The organism is Levilactobacillus brevis (assembly GCA_021383565.1).
In the GTDB taxonomy this organism is placed as follows: Bacteria; Bacillota; Bacilli; order Lactobacillales; family Lactobacillaceae; genus Levilactobacillus; species Levilactobacillus brevis_B.
The window spans coordinates 1,702,197-1,724,402 of sequence record CP079699.1 but is presented as its reverse complement, the minus strand read 5'-3'; the positions used below and the strand labels follow the sequence as shown (position 1 = coordinate 1,724,402).

At 49.9% G+C, this 22,206-nt stretch carries 25 protein-coding genes; 17 read left to right on the top strand and 8 right to left on the bottom strand.

Annotated elements, in window-relative coordinates:
* Positions 1–85 precede the first annotated feature (85 nt).
* The 4 genes from KB236_08130 (at position 86) to KB236_08115 (ending at position 2,475) form a co-directional block, all read left to right on the top strand.
* Positions 86–1,021, top strand: a complete 936-nt coding sequence (locus KB236_08130) for an ATP-binding cassette domain-containing protein (GenBank protein ID UIF28512.1) — start codon at positions 86–88, stop codon at positions 1,019–1,021.
* Positions 1,022–1,037: 16 nt separating this feature from the next.
* Positions 1,038–1,811, top strand: a complete 774-nt coding sequence (locus KB236_08125) for an ABC transporter permease (GenBank protein ID UIF28511.1) — start codon at positions 1,038–1,040, stop codon at positions 1,809–1,811.
* Positions 1,812–2,002: 191 nt separating this feature from the next.
* A complete protein-coding gene (locus tag KB236_08120; protein UIF28510.1) occupies positions 2,003–2,317 on the top strand; it encodes an energy-coupled thiamine transporter ThiT in 315 nt (104 codons plus the stop codon).
* On the top strand, positions 2,278–2,475 hold the full coding sequence (locus KB236_08115; GenBank protein ID UIF30326.1) for an energy-coupled thiamine transporter ThiT: 198 nt from the start codon (positions 2,278–2,280) through the stop codon (positions 2,473–2,475). The genes KB236_08120 and KB236_08115 overlap by 40 nt, the downstream gene beginning before the upstream one ends.
* Positions 2,476–2,623: 148 nt before the next feature.
* Here the strand turns inward: KB236_08115 and KB236_08110 are convergent, their stop codons facing one another.
* Positions 2,624–3,964 carry an LPXTG cell wall anchor domain-containing protein gene (locus tag KB236_08110; protein ID UIF28509.1) on the bottom strand — a complete coding sequence of 447 codons (1,341 nt, stop codon included), beginning with the start codon at positions 3,962–3,964 and terminating at the stop codon, positions 2,624–2,626.
* A gap of 279 nt (positions 3,965–4,243) precedes the next feature.
* Here KB236_08110 and KB236_08105 point away from each other — a divergent pair, with 279 nt between their 5' ends.
* The 5 genes from KB236_08105 (at position 4,244) to KB236_08085 (ending at position 7,103) form a co-directional block, all read left to right on the top strand.
* Positions 4,244–4,489 (top strand): hypothetical protein, encoded by a 246-nt coding sequence (locus tag KB236_08105; protein ID UIF28508.1) that lies wholly within the window; start codon positions 4,244–4,246, stop codon positions 4,487–4,489.
* A 273-nt stretch (positions 4,490–4,762) separates the two neighbouring features.
* Entirely contained in the window at positions 4,763–5,080 is a 318-nt protein-coding gene (locus tag KB236_08100) for a hypothetical protein (GenBank protein UIF28507.1), read from the top strand.
* 62 nt (positions 5,081–5,142) lie between these two features.
* The gene (locus tag KB236_08095) at positions 5,143–5,361 is read left to right on the top strand and encodes a hypothetical protein (GenBank protein UIF28506.1); all 219 of its coding nucleotides are present in this window, start codon (positions 5,143–5,145) and stop codon (positions 5,359–5,361) included.
* A 375-nt stretch (positions 5,362–5,736) separates the two neighbouring features.
* Positions 5,737–6,672, top strand: a complete 936-nt coding sequence (locus KB236_08090) for an aldo/keto reductase (protein UIF28505.1) — start codon at positions 5,737–5,739, stop codon at positions 6,670–6,672.
* A 53-nt stretch (positions 6,673–6,725) separates the two neighbouring features.
* Positions 6,726–7,103, top strand: a complete 378-nt coding sequence (locus tag KB236_08085) for a DUF2255 family protein (protein ID UIF28504.1) — start codon at positions 6,726–6,728, stop codon at positions 7,101–7,103.
* A gap of 189 nt (positions 7,104–7,292) precedes the next feature.
* On the opposite strand, the gene KB236_08080 is transcribed toward KB236_08085, so the two are convergent.
* A complete protein-coding gene (locus KB236_08080; GenBank protein ID UIF28503.1) occupies positions 7,293–7,634 on the bottom strand; it encodes a helix-turn-helix transcriptional regulator in 342 nt (113 codons plus the stop codon).
* Between the two features lie 102 nt (positions 7,635–7,736).
* Here KB236_08080 and KB236_08075 point away from each other — a divergent pair, with 102 nt between their 5' ends.
* Both KB236_08075 and KB236_08070 read left to right on the top strand, forming a co-directional pair.
* The gene (locus tag KB236_08075) at positions 7,737–8,324 is read left to right on the top strand and encodes an NAD(P)H-dependent oxidoreductase (GenBank protein ID UIF28502.1); all 588 of its coding nucleotides are present in this window, start codon (positions 7,737–7,739) and stop codon (positions 8,322–8,324) included.
* A 234-nt stretch (positions 8,325–8,558) separates the two neighbouring features.
* Positions 8,559–9,242 carry an N-acetyltransferase gene (locus KB236_08070; protein UIF28501.1) on the top strand — a complete coding sequence of 228 codons (684 nt, stop codon included), beginning with the start codon at positions 8,559–8,561 and terminating at the stop codon, positions 9,240–9,242.
* Between the two features lie 98 nt (positions 9,243–9,340).
* On the opposite strand, the gene KB236_08065 is transcribed toward KB236_08070, so the two are convergent.
* From KB236_08065 to KB236_08055, 3 genes are all read right to left on the bottom strand, one after another.
* Positions 9,341–10,099 carry a glucose 1-dehydrogenase gene (locus KB236_08065; GenBank protein UIF28500.1) on the bottom strand — a complete coding sequence of 253 codons (759 nt, stop codon included), beginning with the start codon at positions 10,097–10,099 and terminating at the stop codon, positions 9,341–9,343.
* Between the two features lie 182 nt (positions 10,100–10,281).
* Positions 10,282–11,208: a tyrosine-protein phosphatase gene (locus tag KB236_08060; GenBank protein UIF28499.1), complete on the bottom strand. Its 927-nt coding sequence runs from the start codon at positions 11,206–11,208 to the stop codon at positions 10,282–10,284.
* Between the two features lie 215 nt (positions 11,209–11,423).
* Positions 11,424–12,272 (bottom strand): hypothetical protein, encoded by an 849-nt coding sequence (locus KB236_08055; GenBank protein ID UIF28498.1) that lies wholly within the window; start codon positions 12,270–12,272, stop codon positions 11,424–11,426.
* A 228-nt stretch (positions 12,273–12,500) separates the two neighbouring features.
* Between KB236_08055 and KB236_08050 the strand changes: the two genes are divergently transcribed.
* The 3 genes from KB236_08050 to KB236_08040 all read left to right on the top strand — a co-directional run bounded on the left by KB236_08050 (position 12,501) and on the right by KB236_08040 (position 16,220).
* Complete coding sequence (locus KB236_08050; protein UIF28497.1) at positions 12,501–14,159, top strand: SWIM zinc finger family protein; 1,659 nt, start codon at positions 12,501–12,503, stop codon at positions 14,157–14,159.
* Positions 14,160–14,196: 37 nt separating this feature from the next.
* Positions 14,197–14,625: a 6-carboxytetrahydropterin synthase gene (locus tag KB236_08045; GenBank protein ID UIF28496.1), complete on the top strand. Its 429-nt coding sequence runs from the start codon at positions 14,197–14,199 to the stop codon at positions 14,623–14,625.
* A gap of 464 nt (positions 14,626–15,089) precedes the next feature.
* Positions 15,090–16,220 (top strand): GGDEF domain-containing protein, encoded by a 1,131-nt coding sequence (locus tag KB236_08040; protein UIF28495.1) that lies wholly within the window; start codon positions 15,090–15,092, stop codon positions 16,218–16,220.
* A gap of 654 nt (positions 16,221–16,874) precedes the next feature.
* Here the strand turns inward: KB236_08040 and KB236_08035 are convergent.
* Positions 16,875–17,306, bottom strand: coding sequence for an Rrf2 family transcriptional regulator (locus KB236_08035; GenBank protein UIF28494.1), 432 nt, complete (start codon positions 17,304–17,306; stop codon positions 16,875–16,877).
* Positions 17,307–17,494: 188 nt separating this feature from the next.
* Between KB236_08035 and KB236_08030 the strand changes: the two genes are divergently transcribed.
* Positions 17,495–18,067, top strand: coding sequence for an NAD(P)-binding domain-containing protein (locus KB236_08030; GenBank protein ID UIF28493.1), 573 nt, complete (start codon positions 17,495–17,497; stop codon positions 18,065–18,067).
* Positions 18,068–18,218: 151 nt separating this feature from the next.
* Here the strand turns inward: KB236_08030 and KB236_08025 are convergent, their stop codons facing one another.
* Positions 18,219–19,259 carry an alcohol dehydrogenase catalytic domain-containing protein gene (locus KB236_08025; GenBank protein UIF28492.1) on the bottom strand — a complete coding sequence of 347 codons (1,041 nt, stop codon included), beginning with the start codon at positions 19,257–19,259 and terminating at the stop codon, positions 18,219–18,221.
* 195 nt (positions 19,260–19,454) lie between these two features.
* A complete protein-coding gene (locus tag KB236_08020; GenBank protein UIF28491.1) occupies positions 19,455–20,330 on the bottom strand; it encodes a LysR family transcriptional regulator in 876 nt (291 codons plus the stop codon).
* Between the two features lie 125 nt (positions 20,331–20,455).
* On the opposite strand from KB236_08020, the gene KB236_08015 reads away from it, so the two are divergent.
* Both KB236_08015 and KB236_08010 read left to right on the top strand, forming a co-directional pair.
* Positions 20,456–21,322: an aldo/keto reductase gene (locus KB236_08015; GenBank protein UIF28490.1), complete on the top strand. Its 867-nt coding sequence runs from the start codon at positions 20,456–20,458 to the stop codon at positions 21,320–21,322.
* A gap of 16 nt (positions 21,323–21,338) precedes the next feature.
* Complete coding sequence (locus KB236_08010; GenBank protein ID UIF28489.1) at positions 21,339–22,202, top strand: aldo/keto reductase; 864 nt, start codon at positions 21,339–21,341, stop codon at positions 22,200–22,202.
* The last annotated feature ends 4 nt before the right edge of the window (positions 22,203–22,206 follow it).

Sequence of the window (22,206 nt, the reverse complement as noted above, 5' to 3'; positions counted from 1 at the left end):
TTGTTGACAATTTCATCAGGGGGCCTTATTATGTATTTGTTCAGGGGGACCTGATTAAAAAGAACCAGACTAAGAGGGTAAGATTATGACAAAAGTAAATGCAATTGAAGTACGGCATTTAACCAAAAGATTCGGCAATAATACGGCCGTAGACGATGTGTCGTTTGACGTTAAGCGAGGTGAAGTGTTCGGCCTGTTAGGGCCTAACGGTGCTGGTAAGACCACTACGCTTCGGATGATCACGACGCTACTCAAACCAGACGCCGGTCAGGTCAAAATTTTCAGCCACGACACGGCGAAAGAGGGGCGGTTGGCACGGTCGATGTTTGGGTTGACCGGCCAATACGCCTCGGTCGATGAAGATATTTCGGCGCGCGAGAACCTGATGATCTTCTCTCGACTGAATGGGTTATCCCGGGCGGCCGCCAAGACTCGGACGGCTGAATTGCTTAAGGAGTTTTCGCTGGAACATTCGGCGGATAAGGCCTTGAAGAACTTTTCTGGGGGGATGCGCCGGCGGCTGGATTTGGCCGTCAGCCTGATCACACGGCCAGCATTGATCTTTCTGGATGAACCGACGACGGGGCTGGACCCACGGACGCGAACCCAGATGTGGGAGACGATTCGGCGGTTGGTCAAGCAGGGGTCGACGATTGTATTGACCACGCAATATTTGGACGAAGCCGATGAATTGGCCGATCGGTTGGCGGTCATCGACCATGGCAAACTAGTCAGGATCGGGACGCCGAACGAACTCAAGGATCAAGTTGGCGGAACCATCTTGAACTTTACGGTCAGCCAAGCTGCACAGGTTAATCGAGCGATTCAACTGATAGCGTCGCAGGTGACGAGCGCCGTTCAACAGACCGGACAACGGCTCAGCATCAAGTTAAAGCAGGTCGCACAGTTAACGCCGATCCTCTCGCAGCTGGCGCAAGCTAAGATTACCATTAGCCACCTAACCATTCAAGAACCGTCGTTGGACGATGTCTTTATGAATTTGACAGTTGGTCAGAATTAAGGAAGCGGGAGATATAATGGATGTACAAACGCATAGCGGAAATTTAATCATGAACACGGCCACAATGGCCTATCGGAACTTGTTAAAGACGGTGCACAACCCCGATCGCTTTATGGATGTGATTATCCAACCCGTCTTGTTTATGGTGATGTTCGGGTATCTCTTCGGCGGGGCGATCGCCGGTGGCGTGCACGCTTATCTGCCGACCATTGTGCCGGGAATCCTAGCCCAAGCAATGCTGTCGGCGGCTTCGGGATCGGGGTCACAGATTCGCGAGGATCTCGACTCCGGCGTCTTCGACCGTTTCAAGTCCTTGCCCATGGCCCACATCGCGCCATTAGCCGGTCAGCTTTTCGCCGATAGTCTGCGGTTGGTTATTGCGGCCATCACGTCGTTAACCACTGGCTACCTGATGGGGTGGCGGCCGGCCGCTGGACTGGGTTGGGTCATCGTCAGCGCCCTCTTGGCCATCTTCACCGGCTGGGCGTTGTCCTGGGTCTTCGCATTGCTGGGCTTACTAGCGAAGAGCGTCACGGCCGTACAGAGTTTCTCACTGATGGCGATGCTCGTATTAGCTTTCGTGTCAAACGCCTTCGTCCCATTGAAGTCGTTGACGACGCCACTGCGGGTGTTGGCCGACCTTAACCCCGTGACCTACGTGATTACAGCTATTCGGCAGATTCTCGCCACGGGTGGCTGGACGCCGGAAGCATTGGTAGTCCTGGCGGCCGGTGCCGGGATTGTGGTGGTCTTTGCGCCGTTAGCCGTCTGGGCGTATGACCGAAATTAGGCTGAGAGTAGTGAACAAGCAACAACGATCCTACGGCACACGTAGGGTCGTTTTTTTGATGGAAAATTATCGGACTTACTCATGTTTGATGACGGCTAGTCCTTAAATTCTAGCGCAAGACAACCTTCGTCTAAAAAGGCGATGATTTTGCAGTATAATGAAATTATCTTAGCTTTTGAGGAGGTACCATCTTGAAACCCAAGGCACTGACAGAAACGGCGCTTTTTTCGGCCTTAGCAATTATTCTGAGTTACATCATTATTTTCCGAGCGCCGCAGGGTGGGTCCATCTCGCTGGTCATGGCGCCTATTCTGATTATTTCGCTGAAGCAGGGCGTGGGTCCCGGTATCTTCTGTGGGGTAGTCACCGGGGCCATCACCTTTATGTTCGGCGGTTTCTTCGTGGCCCCACTTCAGGTGGTCTGTGATTATCTCTTGGCGTACGGGTCGATTGGCCTAGCCGGGTTATTTTCCAGGGGGTTCTACGACTCCTCTTCCACACGCTAGCGGGGATTGCGTTCTACACCTCGTATGCGCCTAAGGGCCAACCGGTCTGGCTGTATTCGTTGATTTATAACAGCCTCTACGTCATCCCGGATACCATCTTGGCGATTATCTGTGTGCTGATGCTGACGGGACGGCTGAAGCGGGTCTTCCTTCGTTAACGTTTCGTCCAGAATTTAGGTGGTAGAAACGGCTACTCTCCGCTGGGGGAGCTAGCCGTTTTTATGACGTAGGGAAGAAATGATTGTGGTCATTCAGTATAGCGTCAAAAAGAATCACGGGCAATGCGGCTCGTGATTCTTTTTGATTTTAGTTGTTGTGAGACTTCTTGTCAGCAACAACGGTCAAGCTACCAGCTACCAATGCAAGGACTAAGAGTCCCAAGCCTAAGACAACCCAAGCTTGGTTGGTGTTCTCGTTAGTTTGAGGCAAAGTTGCCGCCCGCTTGCCAGCGGTAGTGTTGGACTGTGCTGAGGCAGCGTAGACAGGCTTGGTCGTGTTTTGATCACGCTTTTGCATCGGCGTCATTGAAGTCTGATTTTGGCTTGCACGTGTTACGGTCATAGCACCTGAAGCGTTAGATTCTGATTGCGTTGCCGTAGCGACGTGGTGAGCATATTCAGGCCGCGTGGTTGTTGAAATGTGGTGAGCATATTCTGGGTTTTCAGAATAAGATGATTCAGGTGAAGTGGTCTCAGAATGTGTGGTTTCAGGATGCGTGGTGCTAGGCGTTTCGGTGCTAGGAACATCGATTCCAGGTTCTTCGGGACTTGGATGGTCAACGCTCGGCGCTTCAGTACCAGGTTGTTCGGTACCAGGAAATTCAGTACCAGGAACTTCGGTGCTAGGATGTTCGGTACCAGGTTGTTCAGTCCCAGGTTCTTCGGGATAAGGTTCTTCGCCAGGTTCTTCAGTTCCGGGTTGTTCGGTTCCAGGCTGTTCAGTGCCAGGTTCTTCAGGGTAAGGTTCTTCGCCGGGCTCTTCGGTGCCAGGTTCTTCAGGGTAGGGTTCTTCGCCAGGCTCTTCGGTGCCGGGTTCTTCAGTCCCAGGCTCTTCAGGGTAAGGTTCTTCGCCAGGCTCTTCAGTGCCAGGCTCTTCGGTACCGGGTTCTTCAGTCCCGGGCTCTTCAGGGTAAGGTTCTTCGCCAGGCTCCTCGGTTCCAGGTTCTTCGACACCAGGTGCGTCTTCTTCGTCGCCGTCACCGCCGGCACCCACAACGTCAAGACGGATGAAGCCACGACGCATAATCATTGGGTTAGAGAAGGCGCTGTTAAAGACAATCACACCAACTTGAGACCCCTTGGTAACGGTCGCGTTACCAAATGACCGGCCACCCAGCGCGGACATTGGGAATGTTTCCGATTCTGGAACTTTTACGTTAGCTGGGATGTAGAAGAACATTTGATCGCCGTCAGCAATCTTGATGCCATTATCGATGGATAGATTGTATTTAACGTAATAACGTGAGGCTTCTGGTAAAACTTCAGTCTGTGAGTGAACTTTACCTCTCGTATCCGTAATTACGGTTTCGGATGCACTCGTGCCGTGGCCTTCAATAACTTTGGCTTCGCCGGTAACAGGCTTGCCAATTAAGAACAAGCCGATTAAACAGGCAATGGCAAAGAGACTAAAATGCCAAACTTTTTGCATAAATAATACCTCCTATCGATAAAAATCTATTTACCTCTCTCACACCATCTTCAAACTAACATGTTTATAGGCGCGAGGTTCACAGTTGCATTTTAGTTTGTCAAGTGGGCGAACAACGCATAATCCTTGATATGATAAGGACGGTGATGAATTGAATGTGGGGACGTGTTAACCATGTGAAAAAGGCAAGGTGGACGAGTCGTTGGTAACAGACAAAAGTTGAAACTGACTAATGATTGAATATTCAAAAGATTACCTGCATAACTACTAAGTGACTAGTTGGATATTGGCGAAATTTTAAGGTTGTTCGCCCATGGCTTGGCCGGGAGAAGAGGGGAAGTTATTTTGCGTTGGCCGTTGGATAAGATAATTTATGGGAACTTTTTTTGCTACCAGATCACCCAACTTTTTGCGGAAGCTGACCGCGGTGGAAGAAATTGCGAGGCATTTGCCGATGATGTTTCCGATAACCACGGCGTTTTAACAATGCGGCGGTTTGCAGGGCGAGTTGCTGGGCCTTTTTAATGGCGACATTGTCGAGGTGAATGGCCAAAGAAGTCTATCTCCAATTCAAAACGGAACTTATTGGTTCAGCAAAGAACCGATTTTAGACAAAAGAAAGGGTCGCCCACAAATGACGTGGACGGCCCTTCTTTGGGGTGCATCAGGCTGAACCGGATAATTAATTTAGATAGTAAACGATAGAAGTTAATCGATAGTCTTTCTTTCCCTAACGCAGCCTAAATGTGTTAATTTTAACGCGTAAGTCGAGGTAATCTTTAGTTTGGAGGGGTAATCGTGAGGGGAAAAACAGTTGTGTTAAGCACAACGTTTAAGGGAGAAGGATTTGTCCGCAATTTAGAACGGATAGTCAAACCGTTCAAGGCGTTATCCTCTGTCAATCGTATTTGGTGTGTGAACGAGGACGTTCAAGGCGCTCAGAAAGATAAGTATGCCGTGGTGGCTTTTGATCGGGGAGATAATCAAGAGCTGGTCCGGCAACCGGTTTGCCGGAATCAAAAATTATATTTTGGGATTCTCAAGCTGGCAAACGCGAAGGAGACCTTAGACGCCGATGCTGAACCGGATTCGATCTATTTACACCGTATTCATTGATGGGGAGTCAATTGGTATGGTTAAGTGAAGACTAAGTCAAAACTTTTTGGGGGGGAATCACGATGATGGAAGTCGTTAATCAATTTTTACAGGGGAGTTTTATGGATTTTGTCGTGATGATCGTTTTCTTCTTTTTAATCTATGGAGTTGTTTCGTTCTGCATGCTCATCTGGAGTGTCTTCAAGAAGCGTCGCGATCACCGGAATTGGTGCAAGCGAGTGAAGCCCGTGGGTGTACAGATTGATATTCAGAAGCGCGGACAGAAGTACCGGGTTCAGTAGACCGATGATCTTGCTAAAAAATTACGTACCAGCAGTGCGGTGCTGAGCGTAACGGAAGTGGATGTGCTGTACATGATACGTGAAGACGATTGAAGGGGTCAGTTTCTCTTAGCTGAGAGCGGGCCCCTTTTTGTGCGCACGGGTAACGCAATATTTGTGGTGACTTCTGACCTTCCGGTGAACAGCTTTGTTGCACAAACCTAAGAAGCGACGCTATTCAGATAAACTATGCATGAAATGAATAGTTGGGGATTTAAAATAGGTATTTTACACTGTGCTGCTTAGGACCTATGATAAAGGCCAATCGTTTCGGACGACAGTATCCATACATTGCCGATAACGGAACCAATTGAAAACGAAGAGGGGTTATGAATCATGACAAGCACACGAATTGCTTTAGGAACCTGGGCGTGGGGCGATACCAGCGATGGCCAAGTCTTTGGTGAACAGTTTTCTGCCGAGAAACTCCAGCCGGTCGCAGATGCCGCGATGCAGACAGGGCTGAATCTTTGGGACACGGCCTTTGCTTATGGATCGGGTCAGTCGGAGAAGTTATTAGGTGAAGTCTTACGACAGTATCCGCGCGACAGCTATCAGCTCTCAACGAAGTTCACGCCGCAAATGGCCGGCGACGGGGCACACGAGATGGCTGACATGCTGGATGGTAGCCTGAAGCGGCTGGGGACGGACTACGTGGATATTTACTGGATTCACAACCCTGCCGATGTTGAGAAATGGACGCCGGATTTAATTCCACTAGTTAAGAGCGGTAAGGTCAAACGCGTGGGTGTTTCTAACCACAATCTCGCGCAAATTAAGCGGGCCAACGAAATCTTAGCCACGGCGGGGATTCAAATTTCAGCCGTACAAAATCACTTTAGCCTGCTCTACCGATCGTCCGAAGAGGCCGGCATTCTCGACTACTGTCGAGAACACCATATCACCTTCTTTGCCTACATGGTCTTGGAACAAGGTGTTCTGTCCGGTCGCTACAACGTGGCTAACCCATTGCCAACGGGGAGTATGCGGGCGGCTGTCTACAATCAGGTGTTGCCACAGGTAGAAGCCTTAACCGCCGGATTGAATACGGTTGGGGCCAAATATCAGGCATCTGCGGCCGAAGTGGCTACGGCCTACGCATTGGCTAAGGGGACGACGCCCATCATCGGCGTCACCAAGCCGAAGTACATCGCCAGTGAGGCCAAGGCGGCAAGTCTCAAATTGACCGCTGAAGATATCACGACGCTGGAAGACCTTGCCGCAGCTACCCACGTGGATACGAAGGGATCATGGGAAGCACCGATGGCTTAAGCTTTTAGCGCATGAGGTTTACATTGATTAAGTGTTTTGGAGGCATGTTAAGGATGCAATGGAATTCGAAACAACTCGCGACGTTTACGTCCGCGGAAACGTTAACGATTGAACCATATAACGCGGATTTGAAAACATTTGAAGAGGTTTCTCCCATCTGGGAAGTGGTCGTCGATGGCCGCGTCTATTCACGGGGGTGGAATGGCCAAAAGACCAAGTGGTATCAGGCGGCCGTCACCCAAGGGATGGGCGAGATCAAGTTGGCTGATCAATCCTTTGCGGCCGACTTTCGACCAGTTATGGACGACCAACTCTTGCAGACCATTACGGCAGCATATCAGCGGAAATATCCGGGTGATTCGTCGCTTGCCAGAATGATCTCTGCGGCGCCGACCGGAGCCACGATTCAAGTGTTACCACGAAAAAAATAGTTGATTGATTTAAGAATGACCAAGTCCGGATAGTCACGGGTCTGGTCATTTTTAGCTAGTCGGGTAAGGTAATTAAGCGTTGGCGGTTATTGGTCTGATCTAGCGCGGCCTGATACTGCTTTCTGGTAGTGGGGTCAATCGTGCGGGTACCGGGGAGAAAGTGGATGTCTTCGGTACCGGCTTGCACAGTTAGGATTTTTGTTGGGTCTCGCCCCAGTTGCACAGTTCCGCCATCACGGGGATGAGTGATTCGCCCAGAGGCGTGAGGCTGTACTCAACTTTAGGCGGAATCTGCGGGTATTCCTCGTGATGAATGAGACCATCGGCTTCAAGCTCACGGAGCGTATTGGTCAGGGTTTTAAATGAAATTGGCACCAGCAGTCGTTTGAGCGCGTTGTACCGTAGGGGACCGTGATTGAGGTCCAATGCGTAGAGGAGTTGCATCTTGTATTTACCACCGATTAACCGTAACGTGTAAGCAAATCCCGTGTCTTCTAAACGATTTTCTTTAATGTAGTCAATATCTGCCATGACACTCTCCTTTGGGTGAGTACCGCACTTTGATTTGCGTACTTGTTTGGGCGTTTATTATAGCATAGACTGTAGGCAATCATTTGAAGGAGGCCATCAATTGTGAAAACCATCGTGTATGCTCACCCCTATGAAGGCAGTTTGAACCACGCCATTTTGGAACGAATGACCGCGTATTTTACGAAAACAAAACAGGCTTATCAAGTCATTGATCTTTACCGAGATGGGTTCGATCCCCGTTATTCTAAAGAGGAATTACGGTTGTTTAGTCGGGGCGAGACGCCTTACCAGTTAGTGAAAGACTATCAACAGATGATTAGTCAATCCGATGAGCTACTTTTTATCACGCCAATCTGGTGGCATCAGCTTCCCGCTGAACTGAAGGGATTCTTCGATAAAGTCATGTTGAAAGGTTTTGCCTACGAAGAAGATTCAGGCTGGCGGGGGTTATTGACCTACATTCACAAGGCGACGGTCATTACGACAGCAACCTATTCAAAGGCCTATTTTCAGCAGCACTCGGGCGATCCGATCCAAAGTAATCTGATCGATCGGACCTTTGCCGATATTGGCATTGATCCGCAGAAGTCTCAGTGGATTCATCTGGGAGAAGCGAATACCACAACCGATGCAGTTCGTCATCGGTTCTTGGCAGATTTGCCAGATCTGTATCTGCATGGACAGGTGTGAGCATAGACGTTAAGAAACAAGCGGACAATAAGCGAAAACGGCGCCGTCATGCATGTTGACAGACTCGGTGGTTCTTTGATAAGCTACTCGCAAGGCTAAGTTAGCCAAATAAATTTTAGGAGAAAATGCCTATGATTGCGGAAAGTGAAGGTGTCGCATAATCGGGAGGTTTGGCCGATTGAACACTTCACGCAGACCTCCCAGATGGTAGAATTTTGACCTCGGAGGGAAAACATGACTTATTTAGAGACAACTGATTCAGTAACAGGCAAGTACCTAGCCATTCGCGAGGAACAACCAGCCGATTGGCAGACGGTAGAAATGATGACGCGCGCAGCGTTTTGGAATCTGTACGCACCCGGTTGCGTGGAGCACTACCTCGCACACCAATTACGAGACCACGCTGACTTCATTCAAGACTTGGATCTGGTGATTACATTGGATGATCAGATTGTGGGCAACATCATGTATACGCGGGCAACGTTAACCGATGAGTCGGGGCACGTTAAGCCGATCCTCACTTTTGGACCGCTGAGTGTACGGCCGGGGTTTCAACGACGCGGGTACGGCAAGCGTCTCATTCAGGCGTCCTTTAGTCTGGCGCGGAAGATGGGCTTCGATACGGTGGTCATCTTCGGAATGCCGGCCAACTATGTGGCACGCGGCTTTCGATGTTGTGCGGATTGTCACGTGTCACTAGCCGACGGTCAGTACCCAACCGCTATGTTAGTGAAAGAACTGACGCCTGATTGCTTGGCTCAACATCACTGGGTCTATCAAGAGAGTCCGGCGATGAATGTTGATATGGCGGCGGTCGAGCAATTCGACCAGTCGTTACCGCCGCTACAGAAGAAGTGGCAACCGAGTCAGGAAGAATTTAATATTGTGAGTCGCTCAATGATTCAGCCAGCCGACTAGCCGTTTCGGCAGTTGGGCGTAAAAAATCACACGGGAAGTCGTCAGTCTAATTGATGATTTCCGTGTGATTTTTGAGTTCCTATGCTCTTTGGCAACGATTATTGTGCCGTGTAGCCACCATCAACCACGAATTCAGCGCCAGTGGCGAACTTCGATTCGTTGGAGGCCAGGTAGATACAGATGTAGGCGATGTCGTCGGGCTCACCTAAGTGGCCCATTGGCGTCTTGGTCCGGTCGGCCATGGCTGCTTCAACCTCTGGTACGGCTTCGACCATCGGTGTCTTGATGTAGCCGGGGTGAACGGTGTTGACCCGGACGTCGTAGTCGTTCAGGGCACAATCCAGTGCGGCAGACTTAGACATCAACCGCACGCCACCCTTAGATGCGTTGTATGAACCGGCATTGGCGTCACCAATCAACCCTTCGATGGAGGAAACGTTAATGATGGAAGCACCCAAATGCTTGTTCTTCATCCGCTGAATGCCCAGCCGGGTGCCAAAGAAGACGCCATCCAGGTTGACCGAGAGCAACTTGTGCCAATCCTCAGTAGTCGTGTCTTCAATGAGACCAGTCAGGCCAATGCCAGCGTTGTTGACTACGGTCGTGACTTGGCCAAATGCTTGTTCAGTGGCATCAAAGACTTGATTCCAGCTGGATTCTTCGGCAACGTCTTGCTTAAAGAATTGGATGACGTCCGGGGTGCCGATCGACTTGGCCGCTTTTTCACCAACGTCAGCGTGACGCCCGGTAATCATAACCTTTGCGCCTTCTTCCACAAACCGATGAGCGATGGCCAAACCAATGCCAAGTGTTCCACCCGTGACGATTGCAACTTTTCCGTCTAAACGATGTGCCATAATTATTACCTCCAGATAATTACTGTGTGATCCAATTCACATTTAATATAATTATCATTATGCCGCAAGTTTGCCAGTTTGTTAAGTAATTTGCCATACCGTTTAAGCGGAAACCAAAAGAGGGGCAACGTCGATAGGGCGTTGACTCCCTCTGTAACACGTATCTTTCGGTTAAAACGCTTCTATTTTGCTGTAGTTAAATAATTGGCGCGCAGTTGCTTCAGCTGGGTGTTGGTTAAGCCTAGCCCTTTGTGTAAGAAGTTATTCATGTTCCCGTACTTCGTGTTGACGGCCTTGTACATCGTGTTCAGGTAAGCCATCTTAACGCCGTTTTGAGCCTTGAAGTTCGCCACAACGGTTGGCGTTAACGTCTTACCGTGTGCCTTCCAGCCGGCTTCTTGGTGCTTCAGGTTTTCTTTGTTGGTCTGCGTCAAGTATGTATTGGACTTCAGATAATCCTTGGCGATGGCCTTCTTGTTGAAGTTGAGGGCGGAGAGGACGAGGACGGTCCCCATACCGGCACGATCTTTACCGGCGGAACAGTGCCAGAGGACGGCCTTATTCTTAGGGTTCTTCAGTAATTGGTGAAACAGGGACTTGTAAGCCTTACGCCCTTGAGCCGTGGTGATGGCATCGTGGTAGGATTTCTCCATCATCTTATCGGCAGCGCCCTTCTTGGAAAAGTCAGGAAAGGCACCGAAGGACTTGAAGACATTGGCTTTGACCAGCTTAACGCCCTTCATCTTCACATCGGGACTCTTTTGTTGTTCCATCACGGTCCGCAGATCAACGTCCGTTGCCACGTGGTAGGTCTTGACCAGTTTCTTTTGGTCGGACTTTGACAGAGTAGAGAGGCTGTTGGAGCGGATTAAACGGTGAGCCTTGATCTTTTGGCCCTTGCTGTTCACGTAACCGCCCAAGTCACGAGCGTTGGACGCCCCCTGCAACTTGATATGTTCTGACGTTGATTTGGCCTTCTTAGCCTTATGCTTGGTCGTCCGCGTCGTCGTGGTCTTCGCCGAGGCCGTGAGGGTGGACAGGGGTTGTTGCCAACCGAGGGTGGTGGTCAACAGTAGAGCGGTCACTAAGGTGCTAACACGTTTATTCATAGGTAACTCCTCCTCTTAATTGGGTACGTCCCTAGGATACTAAGTGAATGTAAAGCGATAATGTAGATTGTGTAAAGATCGGGGGCACCTTGTTAGTATTAAATTTATGAAAGGGCCTCATTGTGGATAGTGACACCGGTGCGTTGAATGGGCTATTTTAAAATTTTTACCGAAAAAAGTCGCGGTCCGTCAGAGACAGATCGCGACAGGGATAGCTATTCATCGAGATAATCCTTAATCTCAATGGATTCGCCGACATAATAATTTTTACCATTAACTTTATAGGTGGTCCAGGTGGCGTCCTCGGTATACCCATCTGGGAAGAAAACCTGGTGATGCTGCTTGGTGTTGTGCACAATTTTTAGGCGATAGTGGCCCTTACTAAGCTTGCGGTTAGGCATTCCCTTGAGGGGCTTGGCGTAGTCGATCGTGGTGGTCTTCCCCTTGACGGTGACCTTGCGAACCTTGACGGAAGCAGTCGGTTTCCAAACGTTGCGGCCGGATACGGACTTGTAGAGACCACTTGGGGCGTATTTGGCGATGTCCTTGGCGCTGTAATATTGTAAATAGTTATCCAGCGTCAAGTAGAAGGCCGGCGTGGTGACCAGCGTTTCCTCCTTTTGGGAAGCAACCTTAAAGCCGGTCCCCCGTTGAAAGAGCAACGTGCGGTCCGGGGCCTTGAGCTTGACCGGCTTGAAGTTGGCCTTGGTGATCGGAATCGTCATGGCATGCATGGGCTTCATGGTGGCATAGCGTAACTTCTTTAGACGATTGTAGTGGACGGCGCCAGAGGTGAAGCCCCCAGTTTCAACGAATTTCCCCTTGATGGTCGTGCCACCTCGTCCCGTAACCTCCAGCAAGGCACCCTTTTTCTTCAGCAACTTACAGTAGTGCTTCCCGGTCTTTTGCGAAAAGCCGACGTCCATGTTCTTCTTCAAACGAACGTAGCGGACGTGCTCCGGCAAGTAGGGTGATGAGCTCGCGGCGGCCGTCGTTGCCGAGAGACCCAGTAACCCGGCGGCGCCTCCGGTCAGCACCAACGCTCCGATTAACAATTTTTTCATGTAAACGCTCCCCGATAAATCGGTCCAATTCCTCGCCATCTCGTTTTAGTTGAGATGACCGGGGACTGAACGACTAAATTTAGCCGACACAAATAGCCGACTAAACCTAGTTTACACCTATCGTGCCGAGAAAATAAAGGACAGTCGTTGCGGCTGTACCGGACCATTTTATTTTACCGGGGGGATTTGGTATAGTGAAGAAAACGACTGTCGGGAGGCGGAGAATAGATGGATTGGGAAGTGCAATTTCAGCCACAGATTGTGGATCGTGGTTACGACTACTATCGTCGGGGACTCGTAGTAAATGGGCAAAAATCAGCCGATGAGATTCACGCAATCGTGGCGGGAACGCAAGATTATCACGTCGTCATTAAGCTGGTCGATGACGAGGTAGTGGACGCTGTGTGCGACTGTCCCTATGCGGTCGATGGCAAGTACTGTAAGCACATGGCGGCCACGTTGTTTTGGGCGTTTGGCGAAGACGATGATCAATCTGAATCGGAAAATGTGGATACAGAATCGCTAACCGTGACGCAACTGGTGGATCGTGCCTCAGATCAACAAGTACGGGACTTTCTGGCCTCCGTTTTACAAATTGATGATCAGTTGGCTAAAGTATTTAGAATGTTGACGTCATCGAAAAAAACTGTGGATAGCTTGGAAGATTTTCAAGAAGAGGTCCAGGAGATTTGTGACAGTTATGAGGATAGCGGGGGATTCATTGATTATCAGGCGGCTGGTGATTTTGAAGAGGAGATGGCCACGTTTATCCGCGACAACATTCGGTTAGCCGTGGAACAACAGCAATGGTCGTTGGCCTTTCACCAACTCACGGCTACGGTCATGATTCTATCGCGAGTAGATATTGACGATTCCGATGGTGAACTGATGATGCTGGCCGGAATCTGTCATGACCTGTGGCGTCGGGTCATTCAGCAGGCGGATTTGCCCTTGCAACGCGAAATTTTTGCTTGGCTTCAGAAACATGCCAACGCGTCGCTACTGGCCTTTGAAGAACTGGTGACGGACTTGCTGGCTGAAAACTTTACGACACTAGAATTTATCCGGCTTAAATTGAATTGGACGATGCAACGTCTCCAACAGGCGCAACGACAGGAAGAAGAGTGGGAGGCGCGAAAATGGGCGACGTGGCACCTTAAACTGATGATTCAGGCGCAAGTGGATCAGACGGAGATTGCCCGTTTTTGTACGGCTAATGCCCACTATGGTGACGTCCGGCAGGTCTATATCACCTACTGTTTGGAACGGCGGGATTATTCGACGGCGTTGGCGCAATTGACAGAAGGCAAGCAACAGGCGCAGACTAATCGGCACGCGGGTGTGGTGCGGACTTACAGCCGTCAATTGAAGGATCTCTATCACCAACTGGACCGACCGGCAGACTATCAACGGGAGTTGTGGCAGCTGGTGACAACCTATGATCCGGCCAATTTGGCGGATTTTCAGGAGCTAAAGCAATTGTATTCCGCTACCGAATGGCCAGTCCAACGGCGCAAGCTCTTTGCGGCCTTACCCCCGACAGCCGACGTGGCGCAGCTGTACGCCGAGGAAGGTCTACTGCGACAACTCCTGCAGGCTGTGTTGGCCCAGCCGGGGTTGAGCGGCGTGCAGACCTATGAAAAAATGTTGATGCCCAAATTTTCCGATCGACTTTTACAAAAGTACGTGGCCGTTGCTGAGCAGATGGCCAGTCAGACGGGAGACCGGAAGCATTACCGCAAGATCGTCAAGGTGTTGAATCAGATGACGGCCTATCCTATGGGAAGCAATACGGCTAGTCAGCTCATTAAGACGTGGCGAGTCAAATACGCGCGACGGTCGGCCATGTTGGACGAACTTAGCAAGTTTAAGGGTGTCGCTTTTTAACGGCAGGTATTAGAAGTTGGCAGAAAGGAAAGTACGAATGAAGAAGCAACGAACCTACAAGATTAAATCATACGTCAATGCGAGTCACGCCGTCCGGTGGAAGTCGGGAACGGGGAAGAAGCACAACCATACCTGGGAAATCGTGTGTGAACTTCACGTGTTCGAGGGGATGGTGTCCTTCTTTGACATTGAGAAATCGTTGAACAAGGCAATCGATGAATTATCCGGGAAGTACCTAAATGATTTGCCGGAATTCAAGGTGATTAATCCGACCGTAGAAAATGTGACGGAGTATCTATTTAACGAAATTGACGGGATTCTACGGCAGAATAACGCCGTGCTCCTGCGCATCGAGGTCAGTGATTCCCCAACTCGGTCGTACTGCATCGACGTGACGGAACGGCAATTTCCGACGCTGGCAGAAGTACAGTCGGAAGGAGACCAGCCGACGGAGGATCACGGCTAGGTCAATAGTATTGAAAACTGGTTGGATGCTGTAAGGGCATCTAATCAGTTTTTGTGATTAGCGAGGTTTTGAAAACTCTCTCTCTTGGCTGGAAACGGGGTTGGCACTCAGCAAATAGGTCGTTGGACTGGTGGTGGCTGAGAAGCTTGAACTTACGTTACATCAATATTTGCATAAGTAGTTAATAGAGAAACTAGAATCGTTGTTAAAAATGTTTACACAATTCAGCACTTTTATCAATTTGGTTATACTTTTTGATCGCCGATGGGACTACTATAGTTTTATACTCGTTAGCATTGGTTGAAAATTAACCGAGTTAACGGCATACATCAATTTGTATAAATAAAAAATAAGTATGGCCCGTGCATGATTTTTGAGCGGGCCTCTTGGCGAATCAAAAAATAATAGCGGCTGTCGCCCTATGCGGTGGGCAGAAGCTTCACTTTAAAGAAGAGGGTTTCGTAATGACTTGGTCTCATTGGCAGGTGCCGCCGTTTACCACCAGCGTGTTTTTTGTCCTGGGCGTTCTGACGTTCTACTGGGTGTCGTACAATTGGCTCATCTCGTGGACCCATGCCCATCAATTCAACGTTTCCGATGAATCGATTCGGACGTGGTATGGCCTGATTTATATGATTGTTTTTGTTTTCGGCATCCAGTCGTTAATCGTTGGCCAAAGCTACGCGTGGGAATTTATGAATTTCGAATTAATTGCGATTACCTTCTGCGCGTATTTCCTGAATGTCCGAATTTCCTATCTACTCCTGTTCCCCATTATTCTGGTCTATATGGTCTTCGACGGTTCTCTAGGCTATTGGCAGTCGTGGGCGCATGCGATTACCTTATTTATCTTCTTCGTGGCGTTAAACGTCGCCCATACGCGGTTTCAAGGGGCACGGCACGCGGTAATCCCGTATCTGGCGATTATCCTACCGTTTGGTGGACTTCTGTGGTTCTGGATGAAACTGAAGTTTGGTTTTTCGTGGGGAACGCTGGGCGAAGAGTGGCTGTATCTGATGATCTTTGAAACGCTGCTCTACATCTATGTCTCCATGCTGTCACACGATGCGGCGCTTAAGATTCAACTGGCTAAATTTGCCAGTCACGACGCACTCACCCAGACCGGTAACTTTGCGGCGTATACCGAAGACATCGAGCGTCTGTTTCGACGGAGTAGTCAGCGGGGGCAAGCCCTGTCGATGATGATGTTTGATATTGACCATTTTAAGGCCATCAACGATACCTATGGTCATTCCATCGGAGATAACGTTTTACGCGAGGTGGCGGCGACCGTCCAGACGGTTCTGGCGGCTAATGATCCCCACGTCAAGTTCTACCGAACCGGTGGCGAGGAATTCAATCTTCTCTTTCCGGGGTATGATGTGGATGCCACCAAGACCATCGTGGATCAGATCTTCACGGCCATCAATCACCTGGAAGTTCCGGCGGGAGATGACGTGGTCCGCCTGTCCGTGTCCGTGGGTGTTTCCGCCATTACGACGGATGACAAGGCGCCGATGGACTTTTACAACCGTGTTGACCGGAACCTCTACCATTCCAAGCGTCACGGGCGGATGCAGATCACGGTGGCCTGATTTATTTATAAACTTATAGAAATGACTTCTACGGGAAAATGAATGACTAGTAATTTCTGATAAACTCTCAGAAAAAGTTTATTTCGACTGACTGTTAGCGGCGCGTCAATCGTAGCATAATAGGGGCATGGTTAAGCGCGGTAGCAACTTCCCGACGCTAGCGGGCTTAATCGACTTGGAACTTGAGTTGCAGAACTGACCCCTTACCTGTAGAGCATAACGGTTTTAGAAAATGGCTGATTCTGCCGATGGAATCAGCCATTTTTGTTTGCTACGAGGGATTGGTTGACCCATGGAATTTATTAATAATGCATATAGAACGGGACTTCGTTAATTGACGTGTAACCGCGGATGGGGTGAGCGAATGGTTGGTCTTCAATTAGGCATTTTATTGATGACGGGATTGATTAGTTTATTAATAGATTAGTATAAGAAGGAGCCTGGGACACCGCCCAAAAACTTTTTGTACACCAACTTCTAATGGTTGAAACCTGTGCTAAAAGATAGCTGGGTCGGCTCAAAACTGATAGCCAAACAATCTGAGATCAGGATTGTTTGGCTATCAGTCTTAATGCGCACCGACTAATCGCCTTTGGCCGCACTCTTTTATTTTGGTGATCAAAAAATCCCGTTGCGTCAACGGGATGATTATGTCTATTCTGCGGTTAAGCGTTGCATGAGGGTCACGTCGTTTAAGATATCTTGTAAGGTGATCTTGGCCATCTTGGCTTCGGCCGCGGCCTGAATCTCGCTGTAGTAATGCGCCAGAACCGTTGGCATGGTCTGCCCAATCGGACATTTCTGCGAGGTGTGGTCGTCGACTTTGAGCAGCGGCGCTTGACCGGGGAGCGTGGCGTACACGTCACGGAGCGTAATCTCTGCCGGATCGACCGCCAAAGCCAGTTGGGTTGGCCCGTGCGTGGGAGCGAGTAGATGACTACGCTTCAGATTTGCCATGATTTTACGAATCAGGCTAGGTGAGGTTTCGAGGCTACTGGCCATCTCCTGACTCGTGATTTTTTTGCCTTTAAAGTAAGCGATGTAGACCAGAACATGAATCGTATCACTCAATTGGGTGTTGGCCATCCGGGGCCACCTCCTTTTTATTATTCTGTATGTTATTTTATAACAGTTTTACTGAAAAGTCATTCAAAACATGCTGGTATTTAATCCTAATAATGCGTGAATCAAATGAATTGACTTTTAGAAGAAATACCCGTATGATAAAAACTGTACTTAAAATAAATACAAAAATTAATCAGGGGGTTTGTACTATGGCAGCAATTACGATTTTTGGTAAAGGAAATATGGGTCAAGCAATCGGTGACGTGTTCACCCAGGGTGGCAATCAGGTTAACTTCATTGACTCCAAGGATACCGTTGAAAATCTCGGTGAAATTGTGGTGCTGGCCGTACCTTTCAATGCCGCGTTGAGCATTGCGAAGGCCAACCAGGCCGCATTAGCCGGCAAGGTTGTCGTGGATATTACCAACCCACTGAACTTTGAAACATGGGACGAATTAGTCGTTCCGGCCGACAGTTCCGCTGCTGCGCAAATTGCCGCCGCTTTACCAGATTCTAAGGTGGTTAAAGCATTCAACACAACCTTTGCCGCAACACTGAAAAGCCGTCAGGTAGGCGACCAACAGACGACGGTTATGGCCGCTAGTGACGATGACGCCGCCAAGCAGACGTTAGCCGCAGCCTTAACCGATAGTGGTGTCGCCTTTGTTGACGCAGGCTCTCTGAAGCGGGCTCGTGAGTTGGAAAGCTTTGGCTTCTTGCAAATGACGCTGGCCGCTAATGAAAAGATTGGCTGGACCGGTGGCTTTGCGGTCGAAAAGTAAGGGTTAATCATTTTGAATTGACGGGTGGCGACACCCTGATAACTGGGGAAATGGTCTTGACGGGACAATGCCGTTCAAGACTTTTTTGCCACAGTAAAAGCGCCAAGTTCCGGGATGATCGGAGCTTGGCGCTTTTGTCGTTAGTTTAAGATTAGTCGATAACCACCAGAGACTTGATAGCTTTCCGGTCGGTCATGGCTTGGTAGGCATCTTCAATGTTGTCCAATGTGAATTGTTGGTTGAAGACCTTGCCGGGGTGAATGTCGCCATCCAGGACGGCCTTTAACAAAACTTGTTTGTCGTAAGTCGTCACGGAAGCGGGACCACCAGCAATGATCGTGTTGGTATAAAACGAGGTGGTCATGTCCATCTTCGGTTCGTGAGGCAGACCGACCCGGCCAACGATGGCACCGGGACGGGCAACCTTCATGGCCGTATCGTTAGACAATTCAGTCCCGACACATTCGAGAACGGCATCGGCACCGGCATCGTTCGTCAAGGCTTTCACCTTGGCCACGGCTTCGTCGCCCCGTTCGGAAACGATATCGGTAGCGCCAAATTCGAGCGCTAACTTTTGCCGATCAGCGTGGCGGCTCATCGCGATAATCCGCTTAGCACCGCGCATCTGCGCCGCAATGACCCCACAGAGACCCACGGCACCATCACCGACGACGACCACCGTGTCACCAGTCTTGACGTTGGCGACCCGAGCGGCGTGGTACCCCGTTGCCATGACATCAGCCAAGCTCAACAGGGAGTTTAACATGGCGTCGCTGTAGTCTTCGGGTTGACCAGGAATCTTGACCAGGGCCCATTCACCGTGTTGGAAACGAATGTATTCGGCTTGGACACCGTTACTGAAATTATCAGTATGGTTCTGGCAAACACCGTCAAATCCGGCACGGCAAGCGGCACAGTGGCCACAACCGTGGGTGAATGGTGCGATGACAAAGTCGCCGGGCTTGACCGTGGTGATGTCGCTACCGACTTCTTCGACGATTCCGATAGCTTCGTGACCGGAGTTTTCGGAGTGGGCGGGCTTGTCTTCCAACCCACGGTAAGCCCAGAGGTCGGACCCACACACACAGGTCCGTACGACGTGAATAATCACGTCATCACTGGCTTGAAGCGTTGGCTTTTGAATATCTTCAACTTCAACTTTTCCAGGTTCCATAAAAATAGTAGACTTCATCTTTTAGCCTCCTAGGCCTTAATACGGAAATTTTAAGCGTTTACACGATGTTTGTAAAGCATCTTTACCTTGGGGAGAGATCATATCCGACCCGTTGCTTAGTTTAGACCAAGGCCCGGTCAGTTGTCTAATACTTATGGGGTATCGGCTGGTATACGGGTAGGGTATAGCCGCGGGCGTCGAAGTAGCGATGAACTAGTGACTTTTCGGCCAGCTTTTACGCAACAACCGAATAATCGGCATCACGACCGTCTGATTAGCCTGTAGGTAAGTCGCGTATACTGGCATGTGAGCCGACTGATCACGGATGGGTAGCCGGACGGTATTGGTCTTCGTGGACGGGGTTAGTAGTGGGTCGAAGGGTGAGAAACTACTGCTAAAGTATGGGAAGTCGGTATGCGTACTAATTTCGCGAAAGGCTTCACGTTGGTCTTGGTAGAGAAATTTGGCTCCCGGAATGGCCCGCTGAATAATGTCGCGCCACGGACCAATGTCAGCAATGACCAGAAAGCTCAGATCTTTTAACTCGGCGAAACTAATGTCAGCTTGATTGGCCTGATACATAAATTGATTTAAATTTACCGCGAGGTCTTCGGTGCCCAAAGACTGAGTGGTAATGTCTGAAGCAGCCGGTACCTGAGACGTCAGAATCAAGGTGTAATCGCGATTCTGTAGTGCTTGCGTCAAGTTCTGATCCGGCAATAAATCTGTAGCAATTGTCGTTTGGACTGGCAATTGGGGCCGTAGTTGCTGCAGCAGCATGAGCGGCCCGGGGAGTGTGCTACCAATGGTAAGCTGATGTTGACTGCGGTCGAAGTTTCGGACTTTTTGAATAGCCTGGTGCTGTGCTTGCAAGAGCGTCGCCGCTTCCTGAGCAGCTAGCTTGCCGGTCGGCGTCAGCGCGATGCGGTTGGGTTGCCGATCGAAGAGGCGAACGCCCCAGTCAGCTTCCAACTTCTGCATGCCACGGGTCACAGTCGGTTGGGTGATGTTGAGTTGCGCCGCCGTTTTAGCGAGAGTTCCCGTTTCAGCAAAAGTCGTGAGTTCTTCTAATAAGTAATTATCAAGCAATGACAGTCCCTCCTGACGGTCAGTATACGATACCCGTATACTAGCATGATGAAGTGGTAATTTTCAACGCCCAATTCTGCAGTTATAGTAGAGGCATGCAAGTTCAAGAAGGGACGATGAATTTTATGGCAGAGATACCAACAATAACGTTAAATAACGGCGTTGAAATGCCGCAACTCGGGTTTGGGGTGTTCCAAGTGCCGGATTTAGCCGAGTGTGAGACGGCCGTCACCACGGCACTGCAAGCCGGTTACCGACTGCTAGATACCGCTACCGCATATCAAAATGAAGCGGCAGTTGGTCGGGAGATCAAGGCCAGTGGCGTCAAACGTGACGACATCTTCGTGACTTCGAAGCTTTGGGTGTCGGACTTTACCTATGAACGGGCACGGCGCGGCATCGACGCTTCTCTTCAACGCCTGGGTTTAGACTATTTGGATTTGTACCTACTCCATCAGCCGTATGGCGATACGATGGGTGCATGGCGGGCGTTGGAAGAAGCGCAACAGGCCGGAAAGATTCGGTCGATTGGGGTTTCTAACTTTTACGCGGACCAGTTAAAGAACCTTGAACTGACCATGACCGTCAAGCCGGTGATTAACCAGATTGAAGTTAACCCGTGGTACCAACAACCTGATGAAGTGACCTTCAATCAAAGCGAAAACGTGCGGGTAGAGGCCTGGGCCCCCTTCGCGGAGGGCAAACAGGGCATCTTTACCAATGCAACTTTACAAGGGATTGCGCAGGCCCACGGGAAAACGACCGGACAGGTGATCTTACGGTGGCTCCTCCAACGCGGGATTACCGTGATTCCCAAGTCCGTCCACCGCGAACGAATCATTGAGAATCGCGAGGTCTTTGATTTCACGCTAACACCGGCAGAAATGCAGATGATTGCGGGCTTGGACCAAGGCAAGAGCCAGTTCTTTGATCACCGCGATCCCGTGACGATTGAACAGATCTTTGGGTCAAGCTTGAAAGAATTAAACTAAAGGAGCTGTGATAAACATGACAACACCAACGATTACCTTAAATGATGGTCGGAAAATCCCGGCCATTGGGTTCGGAACTTTTCAGATTCCCAGCGACGGATCGACCTACACCGCAGTGAGTGAAGCCTTGCAGGCCGGATATCGCCACATTGATACGGCCGTGGCCTACTTCAACGAAGGTGAGGTCGGTCGTGCCATCAAGGATAGTGGGATTCCACGCGATCAGATTTGGGTAACCAGTAAGCTCTGGCTACAAGATTACGGCGAGCAACCCGCACAGCGGGCGATTGACCTATCGTTGCGGAAGCTGGGGTTAGACTATTTGGACCTGTACCTGATCCACCAACCTTATGGCGACGTGCCGGGGGCTTGGCGAGCAATGGAAGCTGCTCAACGGGCTGGTAAGTTAAAGTCGATTGGGGTCTCCAATATGACGCCTAAGATTTGGCAACGCTTTGTGCCCCAATTTAACGTGCTGCCGGCAGTCAATCAGGTGGAATTTAACCCCTACTTCCAACAAACGGCCATTCGTCAATTAATGGCACCGGGCGACGTGAAGTTGGAGGCTTGGGCACCGCTGGGACAGGGGAATCAAGACTTATTGAATGAGCCAGTAATTACCCAGTTGGCGGCAAAATACGGCAAAAACGCCGGGCAGATTATTCTGCGTTTTGAACATCAACTTGGCGTGATTGTCTTCCCCAAGTCGGTCCACGCCACACGGATCAAAAGTAATTTAGATATTTTTGATTTCAGCCTAACGGATGCCGAAGTGGTAACGTTAGTGGCGTTGGACACCGGTAAAGGACGCCACGATCCCGATGCGCCCGGCGTTCAAGAGATGTTGCTGAACGCTTTCGATGTGCATGCCAATGGCTAACTGA